Consider the following 26,972-nt stretch of genomic DNA (forward strand, 5'->3'; position numbering starts at 1 on the left):
TCCCCCCAACCGAGGGGCCCGTCCGTCAGGGCGGGCCCCTCACCTTGTCCGGGGACTGCCCAGGGACGCCGGGCGGCGCGCCTGCGCCCCGAAAAGGGCGATAAGGTGACCACTGTGACGAAAAGCGTTTACATTGCCTCATCGGAGCGGCAGGTCAGCAAGTCGTCGATCGCGCTCGGCCTCATCGATCTCTTCGCGCGCCAGGTGCGATCCATCGCCGTCTACCGGCCCCTGGTCCTCAACACCGCCGACGACGCGGTGATCGACGCACTGTTGTCCATCAAGGGCGTCCGGCAGGCCCGCGAGAACGCGGTCGGGGTCACGTACGCCGACTACGCCGCCGACTCCGGCCGTGCGATCGACACCATCGTCGCCCGCTACTCAGCGCTGGCCGAGTCCCACGACGCCGTCGTCGTCCTCGGCTCCGACTACGAGGACATCGAGACCGCCATGGAGCTCGAGCACAACGCGGTCATCGCCGCGAACCTCAACGCGCCGGTGCTGTACGTCGTCAAGGCGCAGGGCCGCACCGCCGAGCAGGTCGCCCGCACCGCGGAGTCGGCCGTCGAGGCGTTCGAAGCCAAGCACAACACGGTCATCGGCATCATCGTCACGCACGCCGCGCCGGACCAGATCGACGCGCTCCGCGAGGCGGTTCGCGGTGTCCGCGACGTCGCGGTCTCGGTGCTGCCGGAGGACCCGGTGCTCACCGCACCGTCGGTCGGGGCCCAGTTCGACGCCGTCGGCGCCACGCACTGGCTCGGCAACCAGGACTTCCGCACACACGAGTCGCTGCACACGATCGTCGCGGGCATGACGCTGCCCAACCTCCTGACGCGGCTGAAGCGCGAGGCGACCGTCATCGTGCCGGCGGACCGCCTCGACCTGCTTCCCGGCCTGCTCATGGCCCACCGCTCGCCCGACTACGGGCCGCTGGCCGCCCTGATCCTCACGGGCGGCTTCGAGGTGCCCGAGTCGGTGTCGAAGCTGTTCGTGGACTCCGAGATCGACCTCCCCATCGCCGTGACGCAGGGCGACACCTTCCCGACAGCCGTCGCGCTGCAGGGCATCCGCGGGACCTCCACGAGCTCGCTGCGCAAGATCGAGGCCTCGCGGGCGCTGTTCCAGCAGCACGTCGACGAGGCGGCCCTGCTCGCCGCCATCGACCTGCCGCGCACCGAGATCCGGACGCCGACGATGTTCGAGCACCAGATCATGCAGATGGCCCGCTCGGCCAAGCAGCGCATCGTTCTGCCGGAGGCCGCCGACGACCGCGTGCTCAGCGCCGCCGACGTCGTCCTCCAGCGCCAGGTGGCCGACATCATCCTCTTGGGCGACTCGGCCCGCATCAGCCGTCGCGCCTCGGAGCTGGGCCTGAACCTGGCCGCCGCCTCGGTCGTCAACCCGGAGGACCCCGAGCTGATCGAGAAGTTTGCCGCCGAGTACGCCCGGCTGCGCGCCCACAAGGGCATGACGCTGGAGAAGGCCCGCGAGACCCTCACGGATCTGTCCTACTTCGCGACGATGATGGTGCACTTCGGCATGGCCGACGGCATGGTCTCCGGCGCCGTCAACACGACCGCCAACACCATCCGGCCGTCTCTGGAGTTCATCAAGACCACGCCCGGCGTGTCCGTGGTGTCCGGCTCGTTCCTCATGGCGATGAGCGACCGCGTGCTCGTCTACGCGGACTGCGCAGTCAACCCCGACCCGTCGCCCAGCCAGTTGGCCGACATCGCGATCTCGTCGGCGCGCACGGCCGAGAGCTTCGGCATCGAGCCGCGCATCGCGATGCTGTCGTACTCGACGGGCGACTCGGGCTTCGGCGCGGACGTCGACAAGGTGCGCGAGGCCACCCAGCTGGTGCGCGAGCGTGCGCCCGAGCTCAAGGTCGAGGGCCCCATCCAGTTCGACGCCGCCGTCGACGAGGTGGTCGCGAAGAAGAAGATGCCCGGCTCCGAGGTCGCGGGCCGCGCCACCGTGTTCATCTTCCCGGACCTCAACACGGGCAACAACACGTACAAGGCGGTGCAGCGGACCTCCGGCGCCGTGGCCATCGGCCCCGTCCTCCAGGGCCTCAACAAGCCCGTCAACGACCTGTCGCGCGGCGCCCTCGTCGACGACATCGTCTCGACCATCGTCATCACCGCCATCCAGGCGCAGAAGCACTGACCCCTCAACGACATCAAGGAGCCCTGACCGACCGTGCCCACACCGATCCTGCTGCTGAACTGCGGCTCGTCGTCCATGAAGTACCAGGTGATCGACGCCGAGACGCACGAGTCCCACGCGTCCGGGCTGGTGGAACGTATCGGACAGGCGTCCGGCGAGCTCAAGCACCGCCACGGTGACGAGGAGACGGTGCGCGAGGGCTGGTTCCCCAACCACACCGTCGCCTTCGGTGCCGTCGTCGCGGCCTTCGAGGAGTTCGGCCCCGGCCTGCAGGGCGTCGTCGCCGTCGGGCACCGCGTGGTGCACGGCGGGGACCGGTTCCGCGAGGCGGTGCGCATCGACGCCGACGTCATCGCCGAGCTGAAGCGGCTCTCGCAGCTGGCGCCCCTGCACAACCCGCCCGCGCTGGCCGGCATCCGTGCTGCCATGGACCTGCTGCCGGAGATCCCGCACGTGGGCATCTTCGACACCGCGTTCTTCACGACGCTCCCGCCCGAGGCCTACACCTACGCGATCGACCAGGAGCTGGCCAAGGAGCACGGGATCCGCAAGTACGGCTTCCACGGCACGTCCCACGCCTACGTGTCGGAGAAGGCGGCCGACTACCTGGGCCGCAAGGGCGACCCCGACCTCAAGGTGATCGTCTGCCACCTCGGCAACGGCGCGTCGATCTCCGCGGTCCACGGGGGGACGGCCGTCGAGACGTCTATGGGTCTCACGCCGCTGCAGGGCCTGGTCATGGGCACCCGCTCGGGCGACGTCGACCCCGGCCTGCACAAGTTCCTGTCGTCGCACGGCATGACGCCCGACGAGGTCGACACGCTCCTCAACAAGCACTCCGGCATGCTCGGGCTGTGCGGCTACACCGACATGCGTGACGTGGGCGCCCAGATCGAGGCGGGCAACGAGGCCGCGATCCTCGCGCGCGACGTGTACGTGCACCGCCTCGTGTTCTACATCGGCGCCTACATGGCCCTCCTCGGCGGCCTCGACGCGCTGGTGTTCACCGCGGGCGTCGGCGAGAACGCGGCCCACATCCGCGGGCCCGTCGTGGAGCGCCTCGCCGGCATGGGCCTCACGCTGGACCCCGCCGCCAACGAGGTGCGGTCCCGCGAGGCGCGGGAGATCTCCACGCCGGACTCGGCGGTGAAGGTGCTCGTGATCCCGACCAACGAGGAGCTGGCGATGGCCCGGCAGACCGTGGAGATCATCGGCCGCTGAGCCCTTGAGCGACGCCCCGGCGGTTGTGGCACCCCCACAATCGCCGGGGCTTCTCGTTGTCGGGATCGGACGACTCCCGGCACCACCGTGACGGCCGCATCGCGGGGACCCGCGCGGGTGGCGTACGGTACTACTCATGGCATCTGCACTGATCACGGGCGGTACCTCCGGCATCGGGCACGCGTTCGCGCGCGAGCTCGCCGGGCGCGGCACCGACCTGATCCTGGTCGCGCGCGACACCGATCGCCTGCGCTCCGTGGCGGCCGAACTGACCGAGGCCCACGGCGTCGACGTCGAGATCATCACGGCCGATCTGGCAGTCCGCGAGGACGCGCTCCGGGTCGCCGCGCGCCTCGAGGATCCCTCCCGCCCGGTGGACCTACTGGTCAACAACGCCGGCTTCGGCCTGCACACCACCCTGCTCGACCCGGCCGACATCGACGTGCATGCCCGCGCCCTCGACGTCATGTGCCTGGCGGTCCTCATCCTCGGCGGCGCCGCCGCCCGCTCCATGAAGGCCCGGGGGCACGGCCGGATCATCACCGTGTCCTCGACCGCCGGCACCATCTTCACGGGCAACTACTCCGCCGTGAAAGCCTGGGCCACCACCTACTCGCAGGCGCTCGGCGTGGAACTGCGCGGCACGGGCGTGACGTCCACGGCCCTGTGCCCGGGCTGGGTACGCACCGAGTTCCACGAGCGCGCCGGAATCAAGGCCACGTCGCTGCCCAGCATCGTGTGGATCGACGCCGAGACGCTGGTCCGCGGCGCCCTGGCGGACGCCGAGAAGGGCCGCTACATCTCGGTGCCGACGCTGAAGTGGAAGATCGCGTACTTCATCGCCGAGTACGGCCCGCGGGCGTTCACCCGGTGGTTCTCCCGCAAGCTGAGCGCCTCGCGGAAGCGGCACTGACGTGGCCCGAGACGTCGAGCCGGACAACTCCCGGTACACGTCGCGGCTGCAGGCCACCACCCGACAGACCGCGCAGATGCTGCTGCTCAAGCCTGCGCTGCTGAGACTGCTGCGGATCCATGTCCACGGCCTGGCGAACCTTGACAGCCTCGACGGCGCCTTCGTCGTCTTCGGCAACCACTCCTCCCACCTCGACGCCCCCCTCATCCTCAGCTCGATGCCCGGCCGGCTGTCGAAGTTCGTCGCCACCGGGGCCGCCGGGGACTTTTTCTTCGACAACTGGGTGAAATCGATGTCGATGTCGTTGTTCATGAACGCCTTCGCCGTCGACCGGGGTAAGGGCGGCAAGGGCAAGCGCGGCATGTCGGCGCAGCTGCTCAGCGAGGGCGTCCCCTTGCTGCTGTTCCCTGAGGGCACCAGATCGCGCACCGGCGCGATGGGGCCCTTCCTGCCGGGGGTGGCGTCGCTGTGCATCTCCCGCGGCGTGCCCGCGCTACCCGTCGCGCTGGTCGGCGCCTACGACGCCTGGCCGTCGCGGCAACGGCACCTGCCCAAGGGCCGCCCCGAGGTGCACGTCGTCTTCGGCCGCCCCATGGTCCCCTACCCGGGCGAGATCGCCCACGAGTTCAACGAGCGCATGCGTCGTCAGGTGCTGGAACTCCACGACACCACCGCGCGCGCCTACGGCAGGAAGACCCTGGCCGAGTTCGAGCGCACCGTGGCCCTCGAGAGCGCGGGGAAGACCCCGATCGCGGCCTTGGAGGACGACGCCAAACAGCAGGCAGACAAGCAGGAGGACCGATGATCGACGGCGTGAAGCAGCAGAAGTGGTGGGGCTGGGGCGAGGAGGGCAAGGCCTACCACCACGAGGACAAGCCGAAGTTCGCGCCGTTCGTGAAGAAGATGGTGGGCGTCGACATCACGGCGCCCGTGGCCCCCGTGCCGCCGTTCTCGTCGCTCGACGTCCCGGCGTCGCGCCTCAGCGACGCGCTGCGCGCCGACCTGGAGTCCGTCCTCGGCGCCGGGTTCGTGCAGACCGACGACGAGACCCGCGTGGTGCACGGCTTCGGCAAGGGCGTCCGCGACCTGCTCCGCGTGCGCTCCGGCCGGCTGAGCCGGCTGCCCGACGTCGTCGTCTACCCCGGCACGCAGCAGGAGGTCGAGCGCCTGGTCGACGCCGTCGTCGCCGCCGACGGCGTGCTCATCCCCTTCGGCGGCGGCTCGAACATCGTGGCGGCCCTGGAGGCCAAGCCCGACGAGCACCGCCAGGTGGTCAGCGTGAACCTCGGGCGCATGAACAAGGTGCTGGAGATCGACGAGGTGTCCGGCCTGGCGCACATCGAGGCGGGCGTCTTCGGCCCCGACATGGAGGATCAGCTGCGCGCGCGCGGCTGGACCATGGGCCACCACCCGGACTCGTTCGTGTGGTCGACGCTGGGCGGCTGGATCGCCACCCGGTCGTCGGGCATGCAGTCGGACAAGTACGGCGACATCGCCGACATCTGCCGCGGCCTCACCATGGTGATGCCGGGGCGCGTGCTCACGCTGCGGCCACTGCCGTCGACGTCGTCGGGGCCCAGCGTGCGCGAGATGGTCCTGGGCTCCGAGGGGCGCCTGGGCATCATCACGTCCGCGTGGGTCAACGTGCACCGCATCCCCGAGGTGCGCGAGCTCCAGGCGTACTTCTTCCCGACGTACGAGGACGGGCTGAAGGCCTGCCAGGAGATCGTCGAGTCGGACGCCGCCGTCATGATGGCGCGCGTCTCCGACGCCATCGAGACGCAATACATCATGGCCAACGGCAAGAAGTCGAGCCGCCTCGGATCGCTGTCGAGCAAGGCCATCCAGAAGATCATGCTCCAGAAGGGCTGGGATCTGGAGAAGATCGCCATGAGCTTCGTGGGCTTCGAGGGTTCGCCCACGCACGTGCGCTACGAGAAGGGCCTCGTGTCCAAGATCGTGCGCCGCCACGGCGGCATGGGCGTCGGCAAGGGCCCCGGGTCGCTGTACGACCAGAAGAAGTACGACACCCCCTACATCCGGGACTTCATGTTGGATCGCGGCCTCGTCGCGGACGTGTCGGAGACGTCGACGCCGTGGGCGTATGCCGAGCAGATCCACACGAACACCGTGGCGGCCTTCCAGCGGGCGATGGACGAGATCGGTGTGCGGGGCGTGGTGTTCTGCCACCTCAGCCACTCCTACCACTCGGGCGCCTGCCAGTACTTCACGTTCGCGATCGCCGATTCCTCCCCGGACGCGGAGAAGACCTACGACCACGCCAAGCGCGTCATCCAGCAGTCGTTCATGGACAACCACGGCACGGTGTCGCACCACCACGGCGTCGGCGAGGAGCACAGCCCCTGGATGGACCAGGACATCTCGCCGGCGGGCGTGTTCATCCAGCAGGCGCTGTTCGACGGCGTGGACCCGGGCCGCAACCTCAACCCGGGCAAGATCATCCACGAGGGAGCCCCGGGCATCTCGACGAACTCCACGGAGGCCTGAGCGCCCGCACCCGGGCGCCGGGCACCGGATCGCGCGGTCTGCCCCCTCCAGTGCGTCGCTAGACTCGGCGCATGCTGACCGTGCTGTCGCCGGCGAAGTCGCTCGACTTCGAGTCCAGGCTCCCCACCCGCAAGCACAGCGAGCCGCGGCTGCTGGACGAGACGACGGCCCTCATCGACGTCATGCGGGGCAAGTCGCCGGCCGACATCGCCGCGCTCATGCACATCTCCGACGAGTTGGCCCACCTCAACGCCACCCGGTACGCCGAGTTCACGCCCGAGCACACCGCCGCCACCGCGCGTCCGGCGGTGCTGGCGTTCAACGGGGACGTCTACCAGGGGATGGCCGCCGGTACGTTCGGGGAGCGCGACTTCACTGAGGCCCAGAAGACCCTGCGCATCCTGTCGGGGCTCTACGGCGTCCTGCGCCCCCTCGACCTCATCCAGCCGCACCGCCTGGAGATGGGCACGCGGCTGGCCACCGCGCGCGGCCGCAGCCTCTACGACTGGTGGGGCGGGAGGGTGACGGACCTGCTGCGCCGCGACCTCGACGACTCCCCCGGTTCCCCGGTGCTGGTCAACCTTGCCTCGCAGGAGTACTTCGGCGTGGTGGACACCGACGCGCTCGACGCCCGCGTCATCACCCCCCGCTTCGAGGACCGCGACCGGCAGGGCACGGCGCGCGTGGTGAGCTTCTACGCGAAGCGGGCGCGCGGCAGCATGGCGGCGTGGCTCGTGCGGCACCGGGTGCGCACCCCCGGGCGCATCGTCGACTTCGCCGTCGACGGCTACACCTACGACGAGGCCCGCTCGACCCCGGACCACCCGGTGTTCGTGCGCTGAGGCTCGCCGCATGCTGACCCCTCCCACCGGCCGGTGCGGGGGTGTTCTACGCTACGCGGGTCACATCAACCTCGCTCCCTGAAGGGAGGCACATGTCTGAACCGAAGCTCGCGACGCGAGAGGTCTTCAGCTCGCGCAACGTCTTCATCCTCGCCGCGATCGGCTCCGCCGTCGGCCTGGGCAACATCTGGCGGTTCCCGTACGTCGCCTACACCAACGGCGGCGGCGCGTTCGTCATCCCCTACCTGGTCGCCCTACTGACCGCCGGTATCCCGCTGCTGTTCTTCGACTACGCGCTGGGGCACCGCTACCGCTCCGCCCCGCCGCTGGCGCTGCGCCGCGCCGGGAAGAAGTGGACCGAGGCCCTCGGCTGGTGGCAGGTGCTGGTCTGCTTCGTCATCGGCGTCTACTACGCCGCGATCCTGGCGTGGGCCGCCATGTACTTCTTCTTCTCCTTCACCGAGGCCTGGGGCGCCGACCCCGGGGCCTTCCTCATGGGCGAGTTCCTCCAGGTGGCTGAGACCCCGGGCGTCGGCTTCGACTTCGTGCCCCAGGTCGCGATCCCCATGCTCGTCGTGTGGATCCTCACGATCGGCGTCATCGCGCTCGGCGTGAAGCGCGGCATCTCGCGCGCCAACGTCGTCATGATCCCGCTGCTGCTCGTGATGTTCCTCATCCTCGTCGTCCAGGCGGTGACCCTGCCCGGCGCCGTCGACGGCCTCAACGCCTTCTTCACGCCCAACTGGGCGGCGCTCGGCGATCCGGCGGTGTGGGCCGCGGCCTACGGCCAGATCTTCTTCTCGCTGTCGGTCGGCTTCGGCATCATGATCACCTACTCGTCGTACCTGCGCCGGCGCACCAACCTGGCCGGCTCGGGCCTCGTGGTCGGCTTCGCGAACTCCGGGTTCGAACTCCTTGCCGGCATCGGCGTGTTCGCCACCCTGGGCTTCCTCATGCAGTCCACGGGGCAGAGCATGGAGGACGTCGCCGCCGGCGGCATCGGCCTGGCGTTCGTCGCCTTCCCGAGCATCGTGTCGTCGACGGGCATCGGGCCCCTGCTGGGCGTGCTGTTCTTCGCGTCGCTGGTCTTCGCGGGGTTCACGTCGATGATCTCGATCGTCGAGGTGGTCGTCGCCGCGATCCAGGACAAGCTGGGCCTGGGCCGTCTCCAGTCGACGCTCGTCGTCGGTCTGCCGATGGCCGCCGTGTCGATGCTGCTGCTGCCCACCACCACCGGGCTGTACTTCCTCGACATCACCGACGAGTTCATCAACAAGTTCGGCATCCTCGCCGGCGCGTTCGCCATGGTCGTGGCCGTGGCCTGGGTCCTGCGGAAGCTCCCGCTGCTGCAGAGCCACGTCGACCGCGTCTCCAGCGTCCGGTTCGGCCGCGTCTGGCTGGTCCTCATGGGCATCGTCGTGCCGGTCGTCCTCGGCTACATCCTTATCACCGAGATCATCACCAAGGTGACGACGCCCTACGGCGGCTACCCGACCGGCCTGCTGGCCGGGTTCGGCTGGGGCATGGTCGTGTTGACGATCATCGGCGCGATCGCGCTCGCCGCCACGCCGTGGAAGCGGGCCACCATCACGCATGTCGACGAGGACGCTCTCGACACCAAGTACGAGGAGATCATGGCGAAATGACGGCTACTGCTCTGATCATGATGATCGTCGCGATGCTCACGCTCTGGGGCGGCCTGGCCGCCGCGATCGTGCACCTGGTGCGCTCCCCTGAGGTGATCGTCGACGAGGGCGACGACTGACACCGGTACCCACACACGACGGGGCCGGGGCGACCGATGAGTCGCCCCGGCCCCGTTGCATGTCGGTCAGTAGCCGGTGGTGGCGAACAGGCCGATCATGAACACGAACCATACGACGATCAGCACGACCGACACGATCTGCAGGATGCTGAGAATCTTGCCGATGAGGTAACCGATCTTCAGCTGTCCGTCCCACTGGTAGGGGGCGCCGGCCTCGATGTCCTTCTTGGCCTGCCCGCCCATGTACCACGCGACGAACGGCACGACGGGGACGAAGAAGCCGAGGATGGCCAGGATCAGGACCGTCGTGGCCTGCGGATGCTCGGGCTGGAGCTGACCGTAGCCGTACGCGGGCTGGCCATAGCCGCCGTACGGCGCGGGGCTCTGCGCGTAGGGATCCTGCCCGTACGAGGCGCCGTAGGGGCCCTGGCCGTAGGGTGCCTGACCCGGCTCGGTGGGGTACTGCCCGTACTGCGGGGCATCGGGGGCGCTGGAAGGATAGGCGGGCGACGCACCGTAGGGCTGCGCGTATCCCGGCTGCGCCGGCTGGCCGTACCCCGGCTGCTCAGGCTGACCGTAGCCGGGCTGCGCCGGCTGGCCGTACCCCGGCTGTTCAGGCTGAACGTAGCCGGGCTGCGCCGGCGTGGCGTAGGGATCCGAGGCCTGCGGCTCCGGCGTCGGTTGGGAGTCGGGCTGCCGGAATCCGGGCTGCTCGGACATGGTTCCTCCTGAGAATCGGCTCGTCCACGATTGTCGCGGATGGGGGGTCCATCCGTCACGCATCCTGCCGCGACAGGCCGAAGCAGCCGGACGCGACGACGCCGGGCCGGTCGTCCACCCGGCCCGGCGTCGATGGTCCCGTCAGCGCTGCTTGAGCACCGCCTTCGCCGCCGCGAACCGGGCGATCGGCACGCGGAACGGGGAGCAGCTGACGTAGTTGAGCCCGACCGAGTTGAAGAACTCGATCGAATCCGGGTCGCCGCCGTGCTCACCGCACACGCCGGTCTTGAGCGTTGGCTTGACCGACCGGCCCTTCTCCACACCCATTCGCACGAGCTGGCCGACGCCCTCGACGTCGATCGACTCGAACGGGTTGCGCTCGAGCACCCGGTCCATCACGTACTGCGTGAGGAAGCCGTTCTCGGCGTCGTCCCGCGAGATGCCGATGGTGGTCTGGGTGAGGTCGTTGGTGCCGAACGAGAAGAAGTCGGCATGCTCGGCGATCTTGTCCGCCACCAGCGCCGCGCGCGGCAGCTCGATCATGGTGCCGACCGTGTACTCGAGCGTCCGGCCTGCCTTCGCCAGCTCGTCCTCGACGGCCGCGACCACGACCGCCCGCTGGGCGTCCAGCTCCTGGGTCAGGGCCACGAGCGGGATCATGATCTCGACGCCGACCGTCTCACCCTCGCGGTCCAGGACGGCCAGCGCGGCGCGCACGATGGCGCGGGCCTGCATGTCCGGGATCTCGGGGTAGAGCATGGCCAGCCGGCAGCCGCGGGTGCCGAGCATCGGGTTCTGCTCGTGCAGCCGCTTGACCTGCGCCAGGGTCGCGCGGGCCTCGCCCAGCTCCTGCTCGTCTCCGCCCTGGAGCTCCAGCCGCTGCACCAGCAGCGACTGTTCGACGAGGTTGGGCAGGAACTCGTGCAGCGGGGGATCGAGCAGGCGGACGGTGACCGGCAGGCCCTTCATGGCGGTGAAGATGCTCTCGAAGTCCGTCTGCTGCATCGGCAGGATCTCGGCCAGGGCGGCGGAACGCTGCTCCGGCGTCTCGGCGAGGATCATCTTCCGCACGGCCGGGAGGCGGTCCTGCGCCATGAACATGTGCTCGGTGCGGCACAGCCCGATGCCCTCGGCGCCGAGCTCGCGCGCCTTCGAGGCGTCCTCGAAGTTGTCGGCGTTGGCCCGCACTCCGAGGTTGCGGACCTCGTCGGCCCACTGCACGACCCGCTGGAAGTCCTCGTTGATCTGCGGCGGGATGAGGTCGAGCGCCTCACCGTAGACGAGGCCCTCGGTGCCGTCGAGGGTGATGATGTCGCCCTCGCGGATCACCCGGTCGCCGATGGTGAGCGTCTTGCCCACGGGGTCGATCCGGATGCCCTGGGCGCCCGCGACGCAGGGCTTGCCCATGCCGCGGGCGACGACCGCCGCGTGCGACGTCATGCCGCCGTGCGCCGTGAGGATGCCCTGGGCGACGATGACGCCGTGGATGTCGTCCGGCGTGGTCTCGAACCGCACGAGCACGACCGGCTCGCCGCGGCCGCCGCGCTCGGCTGCGGTGTCGGCGTCGAAGACGACCTCACCGACCGCCGCGCCGGGCGAGGCGGGCAGGCCCTGCGCGATGGCGTCCTTGCCGTGGCTGGGGTCGATGGCCGGGTGGAGCAGCTGATCGAGCTGTCCGGGCTCGATGCGCAGCAGCGCCTCCTCCTGGGAGATGACGCCCTCGTCGACGAGGTCCGACGCCACCTTGAGGGCCGCGGCTGCCGTGCGCTTCCCGTTGCGGGTTTGCAGCAGGTAGAGCTTGCCGTTCTCGACGGTGAACTCCATGTCCTGCATGTCCTTGTAGTGCTGCTCCATCTTGTGCATCGTCGCGATGAGCTCGTCGTAGGCCTCCGGCAGCACCTCCTTCATCTCCTCCAGCGGCCGCGGGGTGCGGATGCCGGCCACGACGTCCTCGCCCTGCGCGTTGACGAGGAACTCGCCGTACAGCGCCTTCTCCCCGGTGGAGGGGTTGCGGGTGAAGCACACGCCCGTGGCGGAGGTGTCGCCGCGGTTGCCGAACACCATCTGCATGATGTTGACGGCGGTGCCGAGGTCGGCCGGGATGTTGTTCGCGCGGCGGTACACCTCGGCGCGGGGGTTCAGCCACGACTTGAACACGGCGTCGATGGCGCGGTTCAGCTGCTCGACGGGGTCCGACGTCCACTCGCCGCCCAGATGCTCGTTGGAGATCTCCTTGAACGTCCCGACGAGCTGCTTGAGGTCCTCGGCGCTCAGGTCCGTGTCCTGCGCGACGCCGCGCGCGTGCTTGAGCTCGCTGAGCGCGTCCTCGTAGAGGTGCTGCGGCACGCCCTCAACGACCTCGCCGTACATCTGGATGAAGCGGCGGTAGCAGTCCCACGCGAAGCGCTCGTTGCCGGACTCGGCCGCGACCGCCTCGACGGACTCGTCGGAGATGCCGAGGTTGAGGATGGTGTCCATCATGCCGGGCATGGAGTGGACCGCGCCGGAGCGGACGGACACGAGCAGTGGCTTCTCGGTGCCGCCGAGCGTGCGGCCCGTGCGCTCCTCGAGGCGCCGGAGACCCTCGGCCACCTGATCGGCCAGGCCCTCGGGCCACTCGCCGCGGCGCTTCATGGTCTGGACGCACGCCGTCGTCGTCACCGTGAACGCGTCGGGGACCGGGACCCCGACGCGATTCATCTCGGCGACGCCGGCGCCCTTACCGCCGAGAAGGTGACGCATCGTGGCGTCCCCTTCCGAGAGGTCGTAGATGTAACGATCGTCACTCATGCTGGGGATATCTCCTTCGACAACACCCTGGGGACCTCGATGTCCCCTTCCGCGGACCAGACTAGACCCGCCACAGAACACGCGCGGGCTAGGGGTGAAGTTCACGGCCGGTAGTGCGATCCCGCCCGGACGGTGCCCGGCGGGCGGCGCAGGCGCGCCCCCACTTTCCGCGCCCGCTCGTCGACGATGTCGGTGATCCGCGAGGCCGCCTCCTCGATCGCCACTCCCGTGGTGTCGATGACCGGGCAGCCGAGCTTGCGGTGCCAGCGGCCGATCTCGTCCAGCTCGTCGTAGATCTTGACGAGGTCCGCGTAGCCGTCCTTGGTGCCGAAGCCTCCCATGCCCTTGACCCGCTGTCCGCGGATCAGCAGCAGGCGCTCGGCGTCCATCGTGAGGCCGACGATGCGCCAGCGTTCGAGCTCGAAGAGTTCCGACGGGGGCTGGATCCCCGGCACGAGCGGCACGTTGACCGCCTTGTACCCCAGGTAGGCCAGGTAGATCGACAGTGGCGTCTTCCCCGAGCGCGACGGCCCGACCAGGCAGATGTCGCACTCCTTGAGCGCCGCCGGGATGGAGCCGTCGTCCATGCGGACGGCAAAGTCAATGGCCGCCATCCGGACGAAGTACTCGGCCTCCACACCCGGCGGCCGCATCGCCACTTGATCCGCCTCGATGCCGGTGATCCGCTCGAGCGCGTGCATGGCGTCGGTCATGAGGTCGGCGAAGGGGATGTCGGCGTCGCGGCAGAAGTTGCGCACGAGATCGGCCAGTTCCTCGTTGACCAGCGTGAAGAAGACCGCGGCCGGGGCCGCGCTGTCGCGGACGGCCTCCAGGGCGCGCAGGAGGGCCGCCGTCGAGTTCATCTTGCGGTGGCGCACGATGGTGAACTCGCGGGTGGGGAACTGGGTGATCGCGGCTCGCGCGATGCGGGCAGCGGTCTCCCCGGTCGAGTCGGCGATGATGTGGATCTCCAGCGGCTCTGCTGACATGGTCCACACTCTAGGCCCCGGGTCAGGCGGAGGCGACGCGGCGGCGTATCCCCTCGGCGTATTGCTCCGCCTCGAGCCCGGCCACGAGGTGCCAGACGTTCGGCGTCACGCGGACCGCGCCCGCGAGTCCGGCTCGCTGCAGCGCCTCGACGTCGACGAGCGAGTCGTCCTTCACCCCGACACGCACGCGCGTCTCCGCGATCCACTCGACGCCGTCGATGTTCTCCTCGCCCCCCAGTGCGGTCACCCACTGGCGGGCCTGGTTGACCTGCACGTCGTCGACGACGATGACCCGCGGCTCGGGCGTCGGCTCCGCGACGGCGTCGACGCCGCCGCGACGGGCCGCGGCCTTCTGCTCAGCCGTGCGGTAGTCGGTGAAGATCACCAGCAGCATCGACGTGAGGAACGCCGCGCCGATCGCCAGCGCGTAGAGCCCGATATTGTCGAAGGCCGGGATGGTGAGCAGGGACGTGAAGACGAAAGCGCTGGTCTTCAGGCCACCGCCGAAGCCGATGATGACGCCGCCGACCAGGCAGCCGGCCAGCAGGCGCGGGTAGATCTTCTTGAACCGCAGGTGGATGCCGTAGAGGCTCGGCTCCGAGATGCCGCCGAGGAGACCGGCCGCCAGCGCGCCGGTGGCCGTCTGCCGCATCTGGATGTCGCGGTCCCGCCAGGCAAGGAACAGGACGCCCGCGGTGGCGCCGAAGCACGCGAAGTTCCAGGCGCCCATGGGGCCCTGGATGTAGTCGAAGCCGTTCTGGGAGATGTTGAGCAGCATGATGGCGTTGATGGGCCAGTGCAGGCCCAGCGGCACCATGAACGGGTACGCCAGCGGGATGACGATGGCGAAGATGAACGGCGAGAAGCTGTTGATCGCCTGCAGCACCGAGGCCAGCCCCGCGCCGACGTACACGCCGATGGGGCCGATGAGGAAAGCCGTCAGCGGCAGCATGATCAGCATCGACAGGAACGGCACGAAGATGAGATGCAGGTTCTCGGGGATGATCCGCTTGAGGATGCGGTAGAGGGGGCCGAGGACGGCCGCCATCAGCAGCGGCGGGAAGACCTGCGACGAGTAGTTGAAGATGGTCAGCGGCACGCCGAAGATGTCGATGAGCGTGACCTCGCTGCCGGCGACCGTCGCCTGGTAGGCCTCCCCGATCCCGCCCAGCGCCGTGAACCCCGGCAGCATCACCAGGCCCATGATGGCGAAGCCCACCCACGGATCCGCGCCGAGCTTCTTGGACGCGTTGTACGCCACCATCAGGGGCAGGAACACGAACACCGACTGCCACAGCAGGTTCATGAACTGCCACGACGCCGGGAGCGTGACCCGCGGGTCGGCCCAGTTCCCGATCACGCCCAGGGTGCTCATCAGCGACATGAACGTGATGAACAGCGAGGCGCCGAGCAGGGCCCCGAGGATCGGGCGGAAGGAGTCCGACAAGAACTCGAAGAACGAGTCGATCCAGTCGAACCGGCCCCGGACGCCGCCCGCCCGCGCCGCGGCCTTGATCTCCTCGTCGCTGAGCGGCTTCTGGTCGGCCATCTCCGGCAGGGAGTTGATCTCGTTGTAGACGTTCTGCACGGCGCCGCCGATGATCACCTGGAAGCGTTCGCCGGACTGCGGGACCGCGCCCATGACGCCCTTGATGGACTCGACGGTGGGCACGTCGACCCCCGAGGCGTCGCGCAGCTGGAAGCGCAGCCGGGTGGCGCAGTGGCTGAGCGAGACGATGTTGCCCGCCCCCCCGACGGCCTGGACGATGTCGTGTGCGGTGCTCATGACCGGATCCCTCTCAGCTCTAGTCCATGGGCACGAGGGCCCGGACTTCTTGCGGGGTGGAGCAGGAGACCGCGCGGGCGGCCAGGTCTCGACAGGTAGCGAGGTCGTAGGCGCGGACCATGGCCTTGACGGCGGGGATGGCCGGGATGGAACAGCTCAACTCGTCCACCCCCAGGCCGACGAGGATCGGCACGGCCTGGGGATCCGATGCGACGGACCCGCAGACCCCCAGCCACTTGCCCCGGGCGTGCAGCGCCTCGGCGGCACCGCCGATGAGGGTGAGGATCGCCGGGTTGCAGGGGTCGACCTGGGCCGCGAGCTTGGGATGCCCCCGGTCCATGGCGAGGGTGTAGCTCGTGAGGTCGTTGGTCCCGACGCTGAAGAAGTCGCAGCCGTCCTCCGCGGCGAACTGCTTCGCCATGACGGCCACGGACGGCACCTCCATCATGATCCCGACGCTGACGTGTGCGTCCGGCGCGTGGGCCGCGCGCTCCTCGTCGACGATGGCCTTCGTGCGGCGCCAGTCGTCGATCGTGGCGATCATCGGGAACATGACATGCAGCGCGGCGCCTTCGTCCGCCGCGGCGAGGATGGCGCGCAGCTGTGTGCGCAGGACCTCCGGCTGTTCGAGCCCGACGCGGACGCCGCGCACCCCGAGGAACGGGTTCTCCTCCTTCGGGATCGGCAGGTAGGCGAGCGGCTTGTCGCCTCCGACGTCGAGAGTGCGGATGACCAGGGGCTGCCCGGGCCGCAGCGCCCGCGCGCAGTCGGCGTAGACCGCGGCCTGCTCCTCCTCCGTGGGTGCGGTGGCGCGGCCCATGAACACGAACTCGCTGCGCAGGAGGCCGACGCCCTCCGCGCCCGTGGCCATGGCCCGGCGCGCGTCCTCGACGCCGCCGATGTTGGCGACGACCGCGACCTGATGACCGTCCCGGGTCACCGCGGGCTCGTCCTGGCGGGCCTCCTCCTCGGCCTTGCGCTGCGCCAGCCGCTCCTGACGGACCCGGATCTGCGCCACGTCGTCGTCGGTGACGTTCATCCGCAGCGACCCGGCGGCCCCGTCGAGCACCACCAGGGCGCCGTCGGGGATGTCCGTGGCCCGCTCCTCGATGCCGGCCACCGCCGGGATGTCGAGCGAGCGGGCGATGATGGCCACGTGGCTCGACGCGCCGCCGCTCGTGGTGGCGAACCCGACCACCCGGCTGCGGTCCAGCTGGGCGGTGTCCGACGGGGTGAGGTCCTCGGCGATGAGGATGCAGTTATCGGGCAGCTCCGCCCGCTCGGCGCGCTGGCCGGTGAGCTCCTCGAGCACGCGCTGGCCGACGTCGCGGACGTCGTTCGCGCGACCCGCCAATACCTCGTTGCTCAGCCCCGACAGTTGCTCGGCGAACGTCGTGAACGCACCGCGCCAGGCGAAGGGGGCGGACTTGCCCTTGTCGATGGCGCTAGCGGCCAGGTCGAGCAGGTCCGGGTCGGCGAGGATCTCCTGGTGCGCCGCGAAGATGGCGGCCTTGTCGGGTGACGACTCGTCCTGCAGCCGCCTCTCCAGCGCGGACAGGTCCAGCAGCGCCCGGTCGATGGCCGCGTTGAGCTTGCGGCGCTCGATGTGGTGGTCGTCGGCCACCTCGTCGACCTCGATGTCGTCGCGGCGCAGCTGTACGACCCGGCCGATCCCCAGGCCGGGCGAGGCCGCGACCCCCAGCAGGAGGTTCCAGTCCCCGGACCGGGGCCCCGCCGGCTCCGGTACGGCTGCCACGGCATCGGGTTCCGGCTCCACGACGCCGCGGCGGGCCGTCGCCTCCTCGGTGGGCAACGGGGGGCAGTCCTCGCCGAGCCCGTCGCGCACCGCCTGCGCGAGCGCGGAGACGGCCTCCTCCGCGTCCGGGCCGTGGGCGGTGAACGTCACCTTCTCGCGGTAGCCGACGGCCATGCCCATGACCGAGACGATCGATTTGGCGTTGGCGGAGTCGTCCCCGCGCCTCAACCGCACGTCGGAGTGGAACTGCTTCGCCAGCGCGGCCAGCGTGGCCGCCGGGCGCGCGTGGATGCCGGTGGGGTTCGGGACGAGGACTGCGTCCGAGGCGGCGGCCCGGGCCGCCCCGGAGGACTCGCCGGCGCCGTCGGCGGGGTCGGCCAGCACAACGGTGGCGACGACGTCGATACCTGCCGTGACCAGCCCCGTCGCCGCGTCGATGCGGGCCACGACCTCCGAGTTGGTGATGACGATCTGCGTGAGCAGACTCTTGGCCTTGCGGCCCACCTCGTCGAGGTCGAACTCGATGAGCGGGTCACCGGCGGCGACCCGGGCGCCCTCCCTCACCCGGGGGTGGAATCCCTCCCCGACGAGCCGGACGGTGTCGAGGCCGATGTGCATGAGGATCTCGAGGCCGTCGTCGCTGCGGACCGTGACCGCGTGCCCGGACGGCTGTACGTCGACCACCTCGCCGAAGACCGGCGAGAGCAGCACGTTGCTGAGCGGGTCGATGGAGATCCCGTCGCCCACCATCTTGCGGGCGAACACCGGGTCGGGCACCTGGTCCAGCGGCACCAACACGCCGGTGAGCGGAGCCACGAGCGACAGCGTCGTGATCGGGTTTGCACTCATGCCTGCCCCCTTCAGCCACGCCGGAGGGACCGGGGATCGAGCTCGCCGGCGAGACCGTCTGATGGCTCGCAGCGTATAGCGTGAACGGGGCCACGCGGGGCGAAACCCCTACCAGCGACTCCATCGACCACGAACTCCCCCTCCCCCCTGTCGGGCCCGTGCCCGCGGTACTACGCTGGGTCGCACCAGGGCACCGCAGGCGTTGCCCGGTCGATCAGGAGGTCAGTCATGGACACCATGGAGGAAACCACCGAACCGAGAAGCGTGAAGGTGACCCGCGTGGTCGACCATCCGCTCGACAGCGTCTGGGCGGTCCTCATGAAACCCCACGGAGCAGAGGCGCTGCTCGGCGAGGGCGGCAATCTGGGCAACAAGGGCGAGGACTGGCGGGCCGCCGATGGCACCTACGGGGTCACCCGGAGCTTCCACCCCAAGGAACAGATCCGCTTCTCCTGGCACGCCAGCGACGGCGCGCCGCGGACCCTCGTGGACCTGCACATGCGCCCGATCGGCGCCGCCACCGAGCTGGAACTGGTGCACGACCACCTGCCTCAGGACGCCGACACCGACGCGCTCGCGCAACGCTGGCTGTCGGCCCTCGAACGCATCGAGAGCGCCGCATCCTGACATGTTCCACTGGCCCGGGAGACCTCCCGGGCCAGCTCCTTGTCGTGACCCGGGCCGGCACCGTGGCCGCCTGACTTTGTTCTAACCAACCCCCGGACGATCCACCTACTACCGTGCGTAGGATGACCGGTGACGGCGGCTTACCGCTGACCTGTTTCAGAGGAGAAGAGGTCGAGATGCAGTTGACAGCATCCGAACGTAGGGCCACACGCCGCCTGCCCCGGTGGGGCGGGGTGGCGCTGGCATCCATGACAGCACTCTGGCTCACCGCGTGCCAGAACGACGGCCCGGCCCCGGGCGAACACCAGGTGGGCGGCGAGGCCAACCTCCAGCTGCCGGATCTCGGCAGCGTCACCTTCTTCGGGCTCCCCGGCGACGTCCTGCTCGGACTCGGGTTGATCGTCTGCGCGCTCGGCCTGGCGTTCGGCGTCATGACCTACACGCAGCTGCGCCGCATGCCGGCGCACGCGGCCATGCGCGAGATCGCCGAGCTCATCTACACCACCTGCAAGACCTACCTCAAGCAGCAGGGCCGATTCCTCCTGCTGCTGTGGGCCTTCATCGCGACGATCATCGTCATCTACTACCTGTTCCTGGTGGGGTTCAGCGTCGGGAAGACCGCGGTGGTCATCCTGTTCTCGCTCATCGGCATGGCCGGCAGCTACGGCGTCGCGTGGTATGGCATCCGCGTCAACACGCTCGCCAACTCCCGCACCGCCTACGGCGCCCTGACCGGCAAGCCCTACCCCGCGCACGACATCCCGCTGCGGTCCGGCATGAGCATCGGCATGGTGCTCATCTCCGTCGAACTGGCGATGATGCTCATCATCCTGGTGTTCCTGCCCGGCGAGATCGCCGGCGCGTGCTTCATCGGGTTCGCGATCGGTGAGTCGCTCGGCGCGTCGGCGCTGCGCATCGCCGGCGGCATCTTCACCAAGATCGCCGACATCGGCGCCGACCTCATGAAGATCGCGTTCAAGATCAAGGAAGACGACGCCCGCAACCCCGGCGTGATCGCCGACTGCACCGGTGACAACGCCGGCGACTCCGTCGGCCCCTCCGCCGACGGGTTCGAGACCTACGGCGTCACGGGCGTCGCGCTCATCACCTTCATCCTGCTGGGCGTCCCCGACCAGACGATGCAGATCACGCTGCTGGTGTGGCTGTTCGTCATCCGCACCATCATGGTCATCGCCTCCGGCGCCTCGTACTTCATCAACGGCGCCCTCACCCGCGCCCGCTACGGCAATGCCGACGAGATGGACTTCGAGCGCCCGCTCACCAGCTTGGTGTGGCTCACCTCCCTGGTCTCGCTGGGCCTGACGTTCCTCACCTCGGCGCTGCTGCTGGGCGGCCAATCGGACGGCCTGTGGTGGAAGCTGTCGCTCATCGTGTCCTGCGGCACCCTGGCCGGCGCGCTGATCCCCGAGCTGGTCAAGGTGTTCACCTCGACCAACGCCAAGCACACCCGCGAGGTCGTCATCTCGGCGAACAAGGGCGGAGCCTCGCTGGGCATCCTGTCCGGGTTCGTCGCCGGCAACTTCTCCGCCTACTGGCTGGGGCTGGCGATCGCCGGGCTCATGGCCATCGCCTACTGGATCTCCACCATGGGCCTGGCCGCTCTGATGCTGGCGCCGGCCGTGTTCGCCTTCGGTCTGGTCGCGTTCGGCTTCCTCGGCATGGGGCCGGTCACGATCGCGGTCGACTCCTACGGGCCGGTCACGGACAACGCGCAGTCGGTGTTCGAGCTGTCGACCATCGAGGAGATCCCCGGCATCCATGAGGAGCTCGAGCGCGACCTCGGCCAGAAGCCGGACTTCGAGCGCGCCAAGTACCTCCTCGAGGCCAACGACGGTGCCGGCAACACGTTCAAGGCCACCGCCAAGCCGGTCCTCATCGGCACGGCCGTCGTCGGGGCCACCACGATGATCTTCTCGATCATGATGGGCCTGACGGGCGGGCTGGAGCACGACGTCGAGAAGCTGTCGCTGCTGCACGCACCCTTCCTGCTCGGCCTGCTCGTCGGCGGCGCGGTGATCTACTGGTTCACCGGGGCCTCGACGCAGGCGGTCACCACCGGCGCCTACCGGGCCGTGGAGTTCATCGCGGCGAACATCAAGCTCGACGGTGTCACGAGGGCCAGCGCCGAGGACTCGTCGCGCGTGGTCCAGATCTGCACGCAGTACGCGCAGCGGGGCATGTTCAACATCTTCCTGGGCATCTTCTTCTCCACGCTCGCGTTCGCGTTCATCGAGCCGTTCTTCTTCATCGGCTACCTCATCGCGATGGCGTTGTTCGGCCTCTACCAGGCGATCTTCATGGCCAACGCCGGTGGCGCCTGGGACAACGCGAAGAAGTTGGTCGAGGTCGACCTGCACGCGAAGGGCACTGCGTTGCACGACGCGACAATCGTGGGCGACACCGTCGGCGATCCGTTCAAGGACACCTCCTCGGTCGCGCTCAACCCGGTGATCAAGTTCACGACCCTGTTCGGGCTCCTCGCCGTCGAGCTGGCCGTGAGCTTGAGCGCGCAGAACGGCAGCGGGCTGACCACGACACTGGCGGCCGTGTTCTTCCTCGCCTCCGCGTACTTCGTCTACCGCTCGTTCTACGAGATGCGGATCGGCGAGTCGCTGGAGGACATCAAGGTCGACGAGGCGCTGACGGTTGGCTGACCCTCACCAGTGGTCGACAGGGCCAGGGGCATCGCGCCTCTGGCCCTTCGGCTTGTCCGGTGCGAGACTGGCCGTGACGAAAGGGGTCACCCGTGGGCAGTGTCGTGCATTTCGAGATCCACGCCGAGGACGTCCCCCGGGCCGTGGCGTTCTATGTCGCGGCGTTCGGCTGGCAGACGGAGGACTGGAGCAGCTTCACCGGCTCCCCCTACATCGGCCTCACCACCCACGAGGAGGGGCAGCCGGGGATCAGCGGGGCCGTCACTCAGCGCGAGGGCGCCAATCCCCCCGCCGGTAGCACCGTGCAGGGGGCGGTCCTGACGGTGGAGGTCGACGACTTCGACGCCGCAGCACGTCGCATCGAGGAGGCCGGCGGGACGGTCGCGATGCCCAAGTTCCCCTTGACCGGGATGGCGTGGCAGGGCTACTTCGTCGACACCGAGGGCAACGTCTTCGGCATTCATCAGCCGGACGAGACCGCCGGGGTGTAGCGGGCGGAAATCCGCCGTAGCTATGGGGCGCCGGCGGGCGTACCGTTGAACCATGCGACGCGCAGCAGCCGCGACAGCCGCGGTGGTGCTGCTGCTCGCCGGCTGTACGGACGGAACCTCCGGTCCGACGCAGCCGACCAGCTCCACCTCCACCCCCGCCGCCTCGCCCACCACATCTGATCCCACGACGGCCCCGGCCGATCCGTCCCCGACGTCGGCCTCCCCCACCGACTCGTCGATGGGTCCGCCGGGGACCACCACCCCACCCGCGGGTCCGACCGCGTCTCCGTACTCGCCCGTTCCCGACGATGTGGATCCGGCTCTCCACCCGTGGCAGACCGGGCTCACCCGCCAGGATCCCCCTGCCGGTGCGCCGGCCGTCGGCCAGGAGATCGTGGGTGTCCGGGTCGGGCTGCACGACGGCTATGACCGCGTGGTGCTGGACCTCTCTGGGAGCGACCCCATTCTGGGCTGGTTCGCGGGCTTCACCGACGAGGCCGTCCAGGACCCGACGGGAGAGCCGATGGACGTCGAGGGGGACGCGTTCCTGCAATTGGGCGTCTTCGGGATCGACTGGACCACGGACGCGCCCGATCGCTACTCGGGCGCCCCTGTCGACGGGGAGGGGCTCGAGGTGGTGAAGGAGGTGGTGTTCGGCGGGCTCTTCGAGGCCCAGCAGCAGATCCTGATCGGCCTGGACGACGAGACGGCCTACCGCGTCTTCGCGCTGTCGGACCCGGCCCGGATCGTCGTCGACATCCAGCACGACTAGCGGCCGCGCCCGCGCCGTCCGCTGAGGTCGCGCCTGCCCCGCTCGCGAGGTCGCGCCCGGTGCGGAGCACCCGGGCGAGTCTCGAAGCCGACGCCGTAGGCGTCGATCCCTTGACCACCGCGCCTGAGGTCGCGCCACCTCGTTCGCTGAGGTCGCGCCCGACGGCGAAGCCGTCCGGGCGAGTCTCGAAGCCGACGCCGCAGGCGTCGATCTCCTGACCACCGCTCCTGAGGTTGAGCCGGCATCGCTTGCTGAGGTCGCGCCCGACGGCGGAGCCGTCCGGGCGAGTCTCGAAGCCGACGCCGCAGGCGTCGATCTCTTGACCACCGCTCCTGAGGTTGAGCCGGCATCGCTTGCTGAGGTCGCGCCCGACGGCGGAGCCGTCCGGGCGAGTCTCGAAGCCGACGCCGCAGGCGTCGATCCGTGACCGAACCGCCGATCCGAAATTGTCAGTGGCCCCCGCAATAATAGGTCACATGAGCGACTTACGGGATCTCGGGCAGCGATACTTCGCCGCGCTCTGGGACGCCGTCGGCACGCTCGACGGCGACGCGGCCAGGACTGTCGACCGACTGGGTGGGCTGGTCGCCGCGGTCACCGAGGCCGAAGCGCAACTGGCGGGTTTGCGGCTTCGCCTGCTGCATGAGGCGAAGCTGGCCGCCGCGGAGGCTGTTGTGGAGGGGGTGCGGCAGTCGGTGCGCACCACCCCCGCCCAAGCCACCGCCAGTCTCCGGCTCGCGCAGGATCTGTGTGACCGGTTCCCGCTCGTCGGCGCAGCCTTGAACGACGGCACCATCTCGCTGGCGCAGGCCGACGCCATCGTCTCCGGCCTACGCAAACTCCCCGGGCGATTGACCCGGGCGGAACTGACCCGCTGCGAGGAGGAGATCCTCGCCCACGTCGGCACCCTCGGCCCGTCCGAGTTGCGGGTCCTCGCAGCACGTCTGGTTGAGATCATCGACCCCGATCAGGCCGATGTGGATGACGCGAAGCGTCTCGCCCGGGAGGAAGCGGCGGCCCATCGGGGTCGTTTCCTGCGGCTGGCGCCGGACTATCACGGGTCGATGCGCATCACCGGACAGTTGCCGTTCGCCGATGCTGCGTTGTTGACCGCGCAGTTGGATGCGTTGATGCCCGCCGCTGCCGCTTACCTGGACTCGGGCGAAGCTCCGTCCCGAGATGCCAGGCGTGCCGACGCGCTGGTCCTGCTCACCCAGAAAGCCGCCAACACCGGAACGCTGCCCAGACATGGTGGGGACAGGCCGCAGGTGCACGTCACCCTCGACCTCGACACCCTCACCACCGGCCTCGGCAAGGTCGGGCTGATCGGTGCCGACGACGTCGACGGCCTGCCAGCCGGGGAGGTGCGCCGGTTGGCGTGCGACGCCGGCATCATTCCCGTCGTGCTCGGCGGACCATCCCGGCTGCTGGACGTGGGCCGCACCTACCGCACCTTCACCCCCGGCCTGCGGGCCGCGCTGGTGCAGCGCGACGGGGGTTGCGCGTTCCCCGGCTGCACAGCCACCCCGGCCTGCTGTGAGGCACATCACATCGTCCCGTGGTGGCAAGGAGGGGACACCCGGCTAGGAAACGGGGTACTCCTCTGCCCGCACCATCACCGCCTGGTGGAGCCCGACCCGTTGCAGTCCGAGGCCTCGCAGTGGCAGGTGGATCTGGATCCGGTGACCGGACTGCCGTGGTTCACCCCACCCCGACATATCGATCCCGCCAGACGCCCACGGCAACACCGCCGCTTCCGACTCCAACAGATCCGCGCCGGGACACCACCCTGCCCAGACGACGACCCACCAGACGGCGACCATCCCGAGACGGACTCGTCCGACGCTGGCCGGCCGGACCTGGACGACCTCATCCGCCGCTCCGCCCACATCTGGGGCGACGGCACCTGACCTGCGCCGAGGGGGATCGACGCCTACGGCGTCGGCTTCGAGACTCGCCCGGGTGCTGCGCACCGGGCGCGACCTCAGCGAACGGGAAGGCGTCGGCTTCGAGACTCGCCCGGACGGCTCCGCCGTCGGGCACGACCTCAGCGAACGGGAAGGCGCGACCTCAGCGAACGAGGCAGGAGCGACCTCAGCGAACGGGGTTGTCCCGAGAGGGGGTGGGACGGTGGGGCGGCTGCGCGCAGGGATGCCCAACCCGACGATCACCCAACTGGCGTCCCGCCCAGACCAACCCGACCCAGGGCCGCGCCACCGGCACGCACCCGGACCCGCTCACGCCACCGCCGGAACGAGTGGGGGAGACGGGAGCCGACGCTCGGGCGGCCTCGACTACTCACCCCCAGCCAGCCGTTCGCCTGAACAGAACACCCGGCCACAAGGGCCGCCCGAGCGACGGGTCACGGCTCCCCGCACCTTCAGTGGATGGGGTTAGGGGATCGACGCCTACGGCGTCGGCTTCGAGACTCGCCCGGACGGCTGCGCCGTCGGGCGCGACCTCAGCGAACGGGAAGGATTCTCCGCACCGGGCGTGACCTCAGCGAACGGATTGTCGCGGCTCAGTTGAGACCGACGAGGTCGCACACGAAGATCAGCGTCTCGCCGGGCGCGATCACGCCACCGGCGCCGCGGTCGCCGTAGGCGAGGTGCGCCGGGATGACGAGCTGGCGTCGACCGCCGACCTTCATGCCCTGGATCCCCTGGTCCCAGCCCTGGATCACGCGGCCGGCACCCAGCGGGAAGGACAGCGGGGCGCCGCGGTTCCACGACGAGTCGAACTCCTCACCGGAGCTGAAGGACACGCCGACGTAGTGCACGTGCGCGAGGTCGCCGGCCTTGGCCTCGGCGCCGTCACCCACCACGACGTCGGTGATCTCCAGGTCTGCGGGCGGCTCGCCGCCGGGGAAGTCGATCTCGGGCTTCTCATTCATGCTCATGGCCCCGAGCCTAGACCAGCCCGCAGGAGGCCGCCGCGCCACGGACCCACGGGGTAGCCTGACTCTCGTGAGCATCACCTGTCGCCCCATCTCCGCAGACCAACACCTGGCCTTCATCCGCGACCGGGGGTCGGCGTCGTTCCTCCAGACTCCGGCGTGGGCGGCTGTGAAGCCCGAATGGAGGGGCGAGTCGGTCGGGTTCTTCGACGGCGCGACGCTCACCGGCGTCGGCCTGATCCTCTACCGGCAGCTGCCGAAACTGAAGCGCTACCTGGCCTACCTCCCCGAGGGTCCGGTGCTGGACTGGGGACGGGCGGACGTCGCGGATCACCTGCGAGCGCTGGTCGTGCACGCGAAGCGGAACCGGGCGTTCGCGGTGCGGATCGGGCCCGCCGTCGTCCATCGTCGCTGGGCCGCCGACACGATCAAGGCCGCCATCGCCGACGACGCCGTCACCCGCCTGTCGGACGTTGAGCCGGACGAGACCACCCTCGTCGGCACGCGGATCATCAACCAGCTGATCCACGGCGGTTGGGTGACGGACACGACGGGGCACGGGTTCGCGGCCGGACAGCCGATGTTCAACTTCCAGCTCCCGCTGCGGCACGACGACGGCACGCAGAAGTCCGACGACGAGCTGCTCAAGGGCATGAACCAGCTGTGGCGGCGCAACATCAAGAAGGCCGACAAGGAGGGCGTGACGGTGCGGCAGGGCGACCGCGCAGACCTGGCGGCCTTCCACCGCATCTACCTGGAGACCGCCCAGCGCGACGGCTTCACCGGCCGCTCGCTGTCCTACTTCGAGACGATGTGGGACGCGCTCAACGACGAGGACCCGGACCGGATGCGGGTCTACCTGGCCGAGCACGACGGCGACCTCGTGGCGGCGACCACCTTCGTACGCGTCGGCGAACACGCTTGGTACTCCTACGGCGCGTCGACCAACGCCAAACGTGAGGTGCGCGGCTCCAACGCGGTGCAGTGGCGGATGATCCGCGACGCCAACGAGGCGGGCTGCGCGGTCTACGACCTGCGGGGCATCGTCGAGGGCGTCGGCGCCGACGACCCGGAGATCGGCCTCATCCAGTTCAAGGTGGGCACGGGCGGCGAGGCGGTAGCCTACCTCGGCGAGTGGGACTACCCCCTCAACAAGGCCCTCTACCGGGCGTTCGACCTCTACATGAAGAGACGCTGACC

Annotated in this window: 20 protein-coding genes; 14 read left to right on the forward strand and 6 right to left on the reverse strand. The window is 69.6% G+C overall.

Annotation, left to right across the window (positions count from 1 at the left end):
• The first annotated feature begins 114 nt into the window (after positions 1-114).
• The 8 genes from pta to BCR15_RS14725 all read left to right on the forward strand — a co-directional run bounded on the left by pta (position 115) and on the right by BCR15_RS14725 (position 9,421).
• Positions 115-2,172: a phosphate acetyltransferase gene (gene pta / locus BCR15_RS11445; protein WP_068752336.1), complete on the forward strand. Its 2,058-nt coding sequence runs from the start codon at positions 115-117 to the stop codon at positions 2,170-2,172.
• A 33-nt stretch (positions 2,173-2,205) separates the two neighbouring features.
• Entirely contained in the window at positions 2,206-3,393 is a 1,188-nt protein-coding gene (locus tag BCR15_RS11450; protein ID WP_078919812.1) for an acetate/propionate family kinase, read from the forward strand.
• 136 nt (positions 3,394-3,529) lie between these two features.
• Positions 3,530-4,306, forward strand: a complete 777-nt coding sequence (locus tag BCR15_RS11455; protein WP_068752337.1) for an SDR family NAD(P)-dependent oxidoreductase — start codon at positions 3,530-3,532, stop codon at positions 4,304-4,306.
• Between the two features lies 1 nt (position 4,307).
• A complete protein-coding gene (locus BCR15_RS11460) occupies positions 4,308-5,111 on the forward strand; it encodes a lysophospholipid acyltransferase family protein (RefSeq protein ID WP_068752338.1) in 804 nt (267 codons plus the stop codon).
• Positions 5,108-6,814 (forward strand): FAD-binding oxidoreductase, encoded by a 1,707-nt coding sequence (locus tag BCR15_RS11465; RefSeq protein ID WP_068752339.1) that lies wholly within the window; start codon positions 5,108-5,110, stop codon positions 6,812-6,814. The genes BCR15_RS11460 and BCR15_RS11465 overlap by 4 nt, the downstream gene beginning before the upstream one ends.
• A 71-nt stretch (positions 6,815-6,885) precedes the next feature.
• Complete coding sequence (gene yaaA, locus BCR15_RS11470; RefSeq protein ID WP_068752340.1) at positions 6,886-7,656, forward strand: peroxide stress protein YaaA; 771 nt, start codon at positions 6,886-6,888, stop codon at positions 7,654-7,656.
• Between the two features lie 92 nt (positions 7,657-7,748).
• A complete protein-coding gene (locus tag BCR15_RS11475; protein ID WP_068752341.1) occupies positions 7,749-9,302 on the forward strand; it encodes a sodium-dependent transporter in 1,554 nt (517 codons plus the stop codon).
• Positions 9,299-9,421, forward strand: a complete 123-nt coding sequence (locus tag BCR15_RS14725; protein ID WP_141680122.1) for a methionine/alanine import family NSS transporter small subunit — start codon at positions 9,299-9,301, stop codon at positions 9,419-9,421. Before BCR15_RS11475 ends, BCR15_RS14725 begins: the two co-directional genes overlap by 4 nt.
• 66 nt (positions 9,422-9,487) lie before the next feature.
• Here the strand turns inward: BCR15_RS14725 and BCR15_RS14980 are convergent, their stop codons facing one another.
• From BCR15_RS14980 to ptsP, 5 genes are all read right to left on the reverse strand, one after another.
• Positions 9,488-10,141: a hypothetical protein gene (locus tag BCR15_RS14980; RefSeq protein ID WP_068752342.1), complete on the reverse strand. Its 654-nt coding sequence runs from the start codon at positions 10,139-10,141 to the stop codon at positions 9,488-9,490.
• 141 nt (positions 10,142-10,282) lie between these two features.
• Entirely contained in the window at positions 10,283-12,931 is a 2,649-nt protein-coding gene (ppdK, locus tag BCR15_RS11485; RefSeq protein ID WP_068752343.1) for a pyruvate, phosphate dikinase, read from the reverse strand.
• 101 nt (positions 12,932-13,032) lie between these two features.
• Positions 13,033-13,920 carry a pyruvate, water dikinase regulatory protein gene (locus tag BCR15_RS11490; RefSeq protein ID WP_068752344.1) on the reverse strand — a complete coding sequence of 296 codons (888 nt, stop codon included), beginning with the start codon at positions 13,918-13,920 and terminating at the stop codon, positions 13,033-13,035.
• Between the two features lie 22 nt (positions 13,921-13,942).
• The gene (locus BCR15_RS11495) at positions 13,943-15,706 is read right to left on the reverse strand and encodes a PTS transporter subunit EIIC (RefSeq protein WP_068752345.1); all 1,764 of its coding nucleotides are present in this window, start codon (positions 15,704-15,706) and stop codon (positions 13,943-13,945) included.
• A 19-nt stretch (positions 15,707-15,725) separates the two neighbouring features.
• Positions 15,726-18,311 carry a phosphoenolpyruvate--protein phosphotransferase gene (gene ptsP / locus BCR15_RS11500; protein ID WP_068752346.1) on the reverse strand — a complete coding sequence of 862 codons (2,586 nt, stop codon included), beginning with the start codon at positions 18,309-18,311 and terminating at the stop codon, positions 15,726-15,728.
• A gap of 228 nt (positions 18,312-18,539) precedes the next feature.
• Between ptsP and BCR15_RS11505 the strand changes: the two genes are divergently transcribed.
• The 5 genes from BCR15_RS11505 to BCR15_RS11525 all read left to right on the forward strand — a co-directional run bounded on the left by BCR15_RS11505 (position 18,540) and on the right by BCR15_RS11525 (position 24,786).
• Complete coding sequence (locus tag BCR15_RS11505; RefSeq protein ID WP_068752347.1) at positions 18,540-18,938, forward strand: SRPBCC family protein; 399 nt, start codon at positions 18,540-18,542, stop codon at positions 18,936-18,938.
• Between the two features lie 248 nt (positions 18,939-19,186).
• Positions 19,187-21,613, forward strand: coding sequence for a sodium-translocating pyrophosphatase (locus BCR15_RS11510; protein WP_083196607.1), 2,427 nt, complete (start codon positions 19,187-19,189; stop codon positions 21,611-21,613).
• Positions 21,614-21,705: 92 nt separating this feature from the next.
• Positions 21,706-22,104, forward strand: a complete 399-nt coding sequence (locus tag BCR15_RS11515; RefSeq protein ID WP_068752349.1) for a VOC family protein — start codon at positions 21,706-21,708, stop codon at positions 22,102-22,104.
• 52 nt (positions 22,105-22,156) lie between these two features.
• Positions 22,157-22,876, forward strand: a complete 720-nt coding sequence (locus BCR15_RS14735; RefSeq protein ID WP_068752350.1) for an AMIN-like domain-containing (lipo)protein — start codon at positions 22,157-22,159, stop codon at positions 22,874-22,876.
• Positions 22,877-23,352: 476 nt separating this feature from the next.
• Complete coding sequence (locus BCR15_RS11525; protein WP_068752351.1) at positions 23,353-24,786, forward strand: HNH endonuclease signature motif containing protein; 1,434 nt, start codon at positions 23,353-23,355, stop codon at positions 24,784-24,786.
• Positions 24,787-25,397: 611 nt separating this feature from the next.
• Here the strand turns inward: BCR15_RS11525 and BCR15_RS11530 are convergent.
• The gene (locus tag BCR15_RS11530; protein ID WP_218058960.1) at positions 25,398-25,769 is read right to left on the reverse strand and encodes an FKBP-type peptidyl-prolyl cis-trans isomerase; all 372 of its coding nucleotides are present in this window, start codon (positions 25,767-25,769) and stop codon (positions 25,398-25,400) included.
• A 73-nt stretch (positions 25,770-25,842) separates the two neighbouring features.
• Here BCR15_RS11530 and BCR15_RS11535 point away from each other — a divergent pair, with 73 nt between their 5' ends.
• Positions 25,843-26,970 (forward strand): lipid II:glycine glycyltransferase FemX, encoded by a 1,128-nt coding sequence (locus BCR15_RS11535; RefSeq protein WP_068752353.1) that lies wholly within the window; start codon positions 25,843-25,845, stop codon positions 26,968-26,970.
• Positions 26,971-26,972 lie beyond the last annotated feature (2 nt).

Source organism: Tessaracoccus lapidicaptus (genome assembly GCF_001693815.1).
GTDB lineage: Bacteria > Actinomycetota > Actinomycetes > Propionibacteriales > Propionibacteriaceae > Arachnia > Arachnia lapidicapta.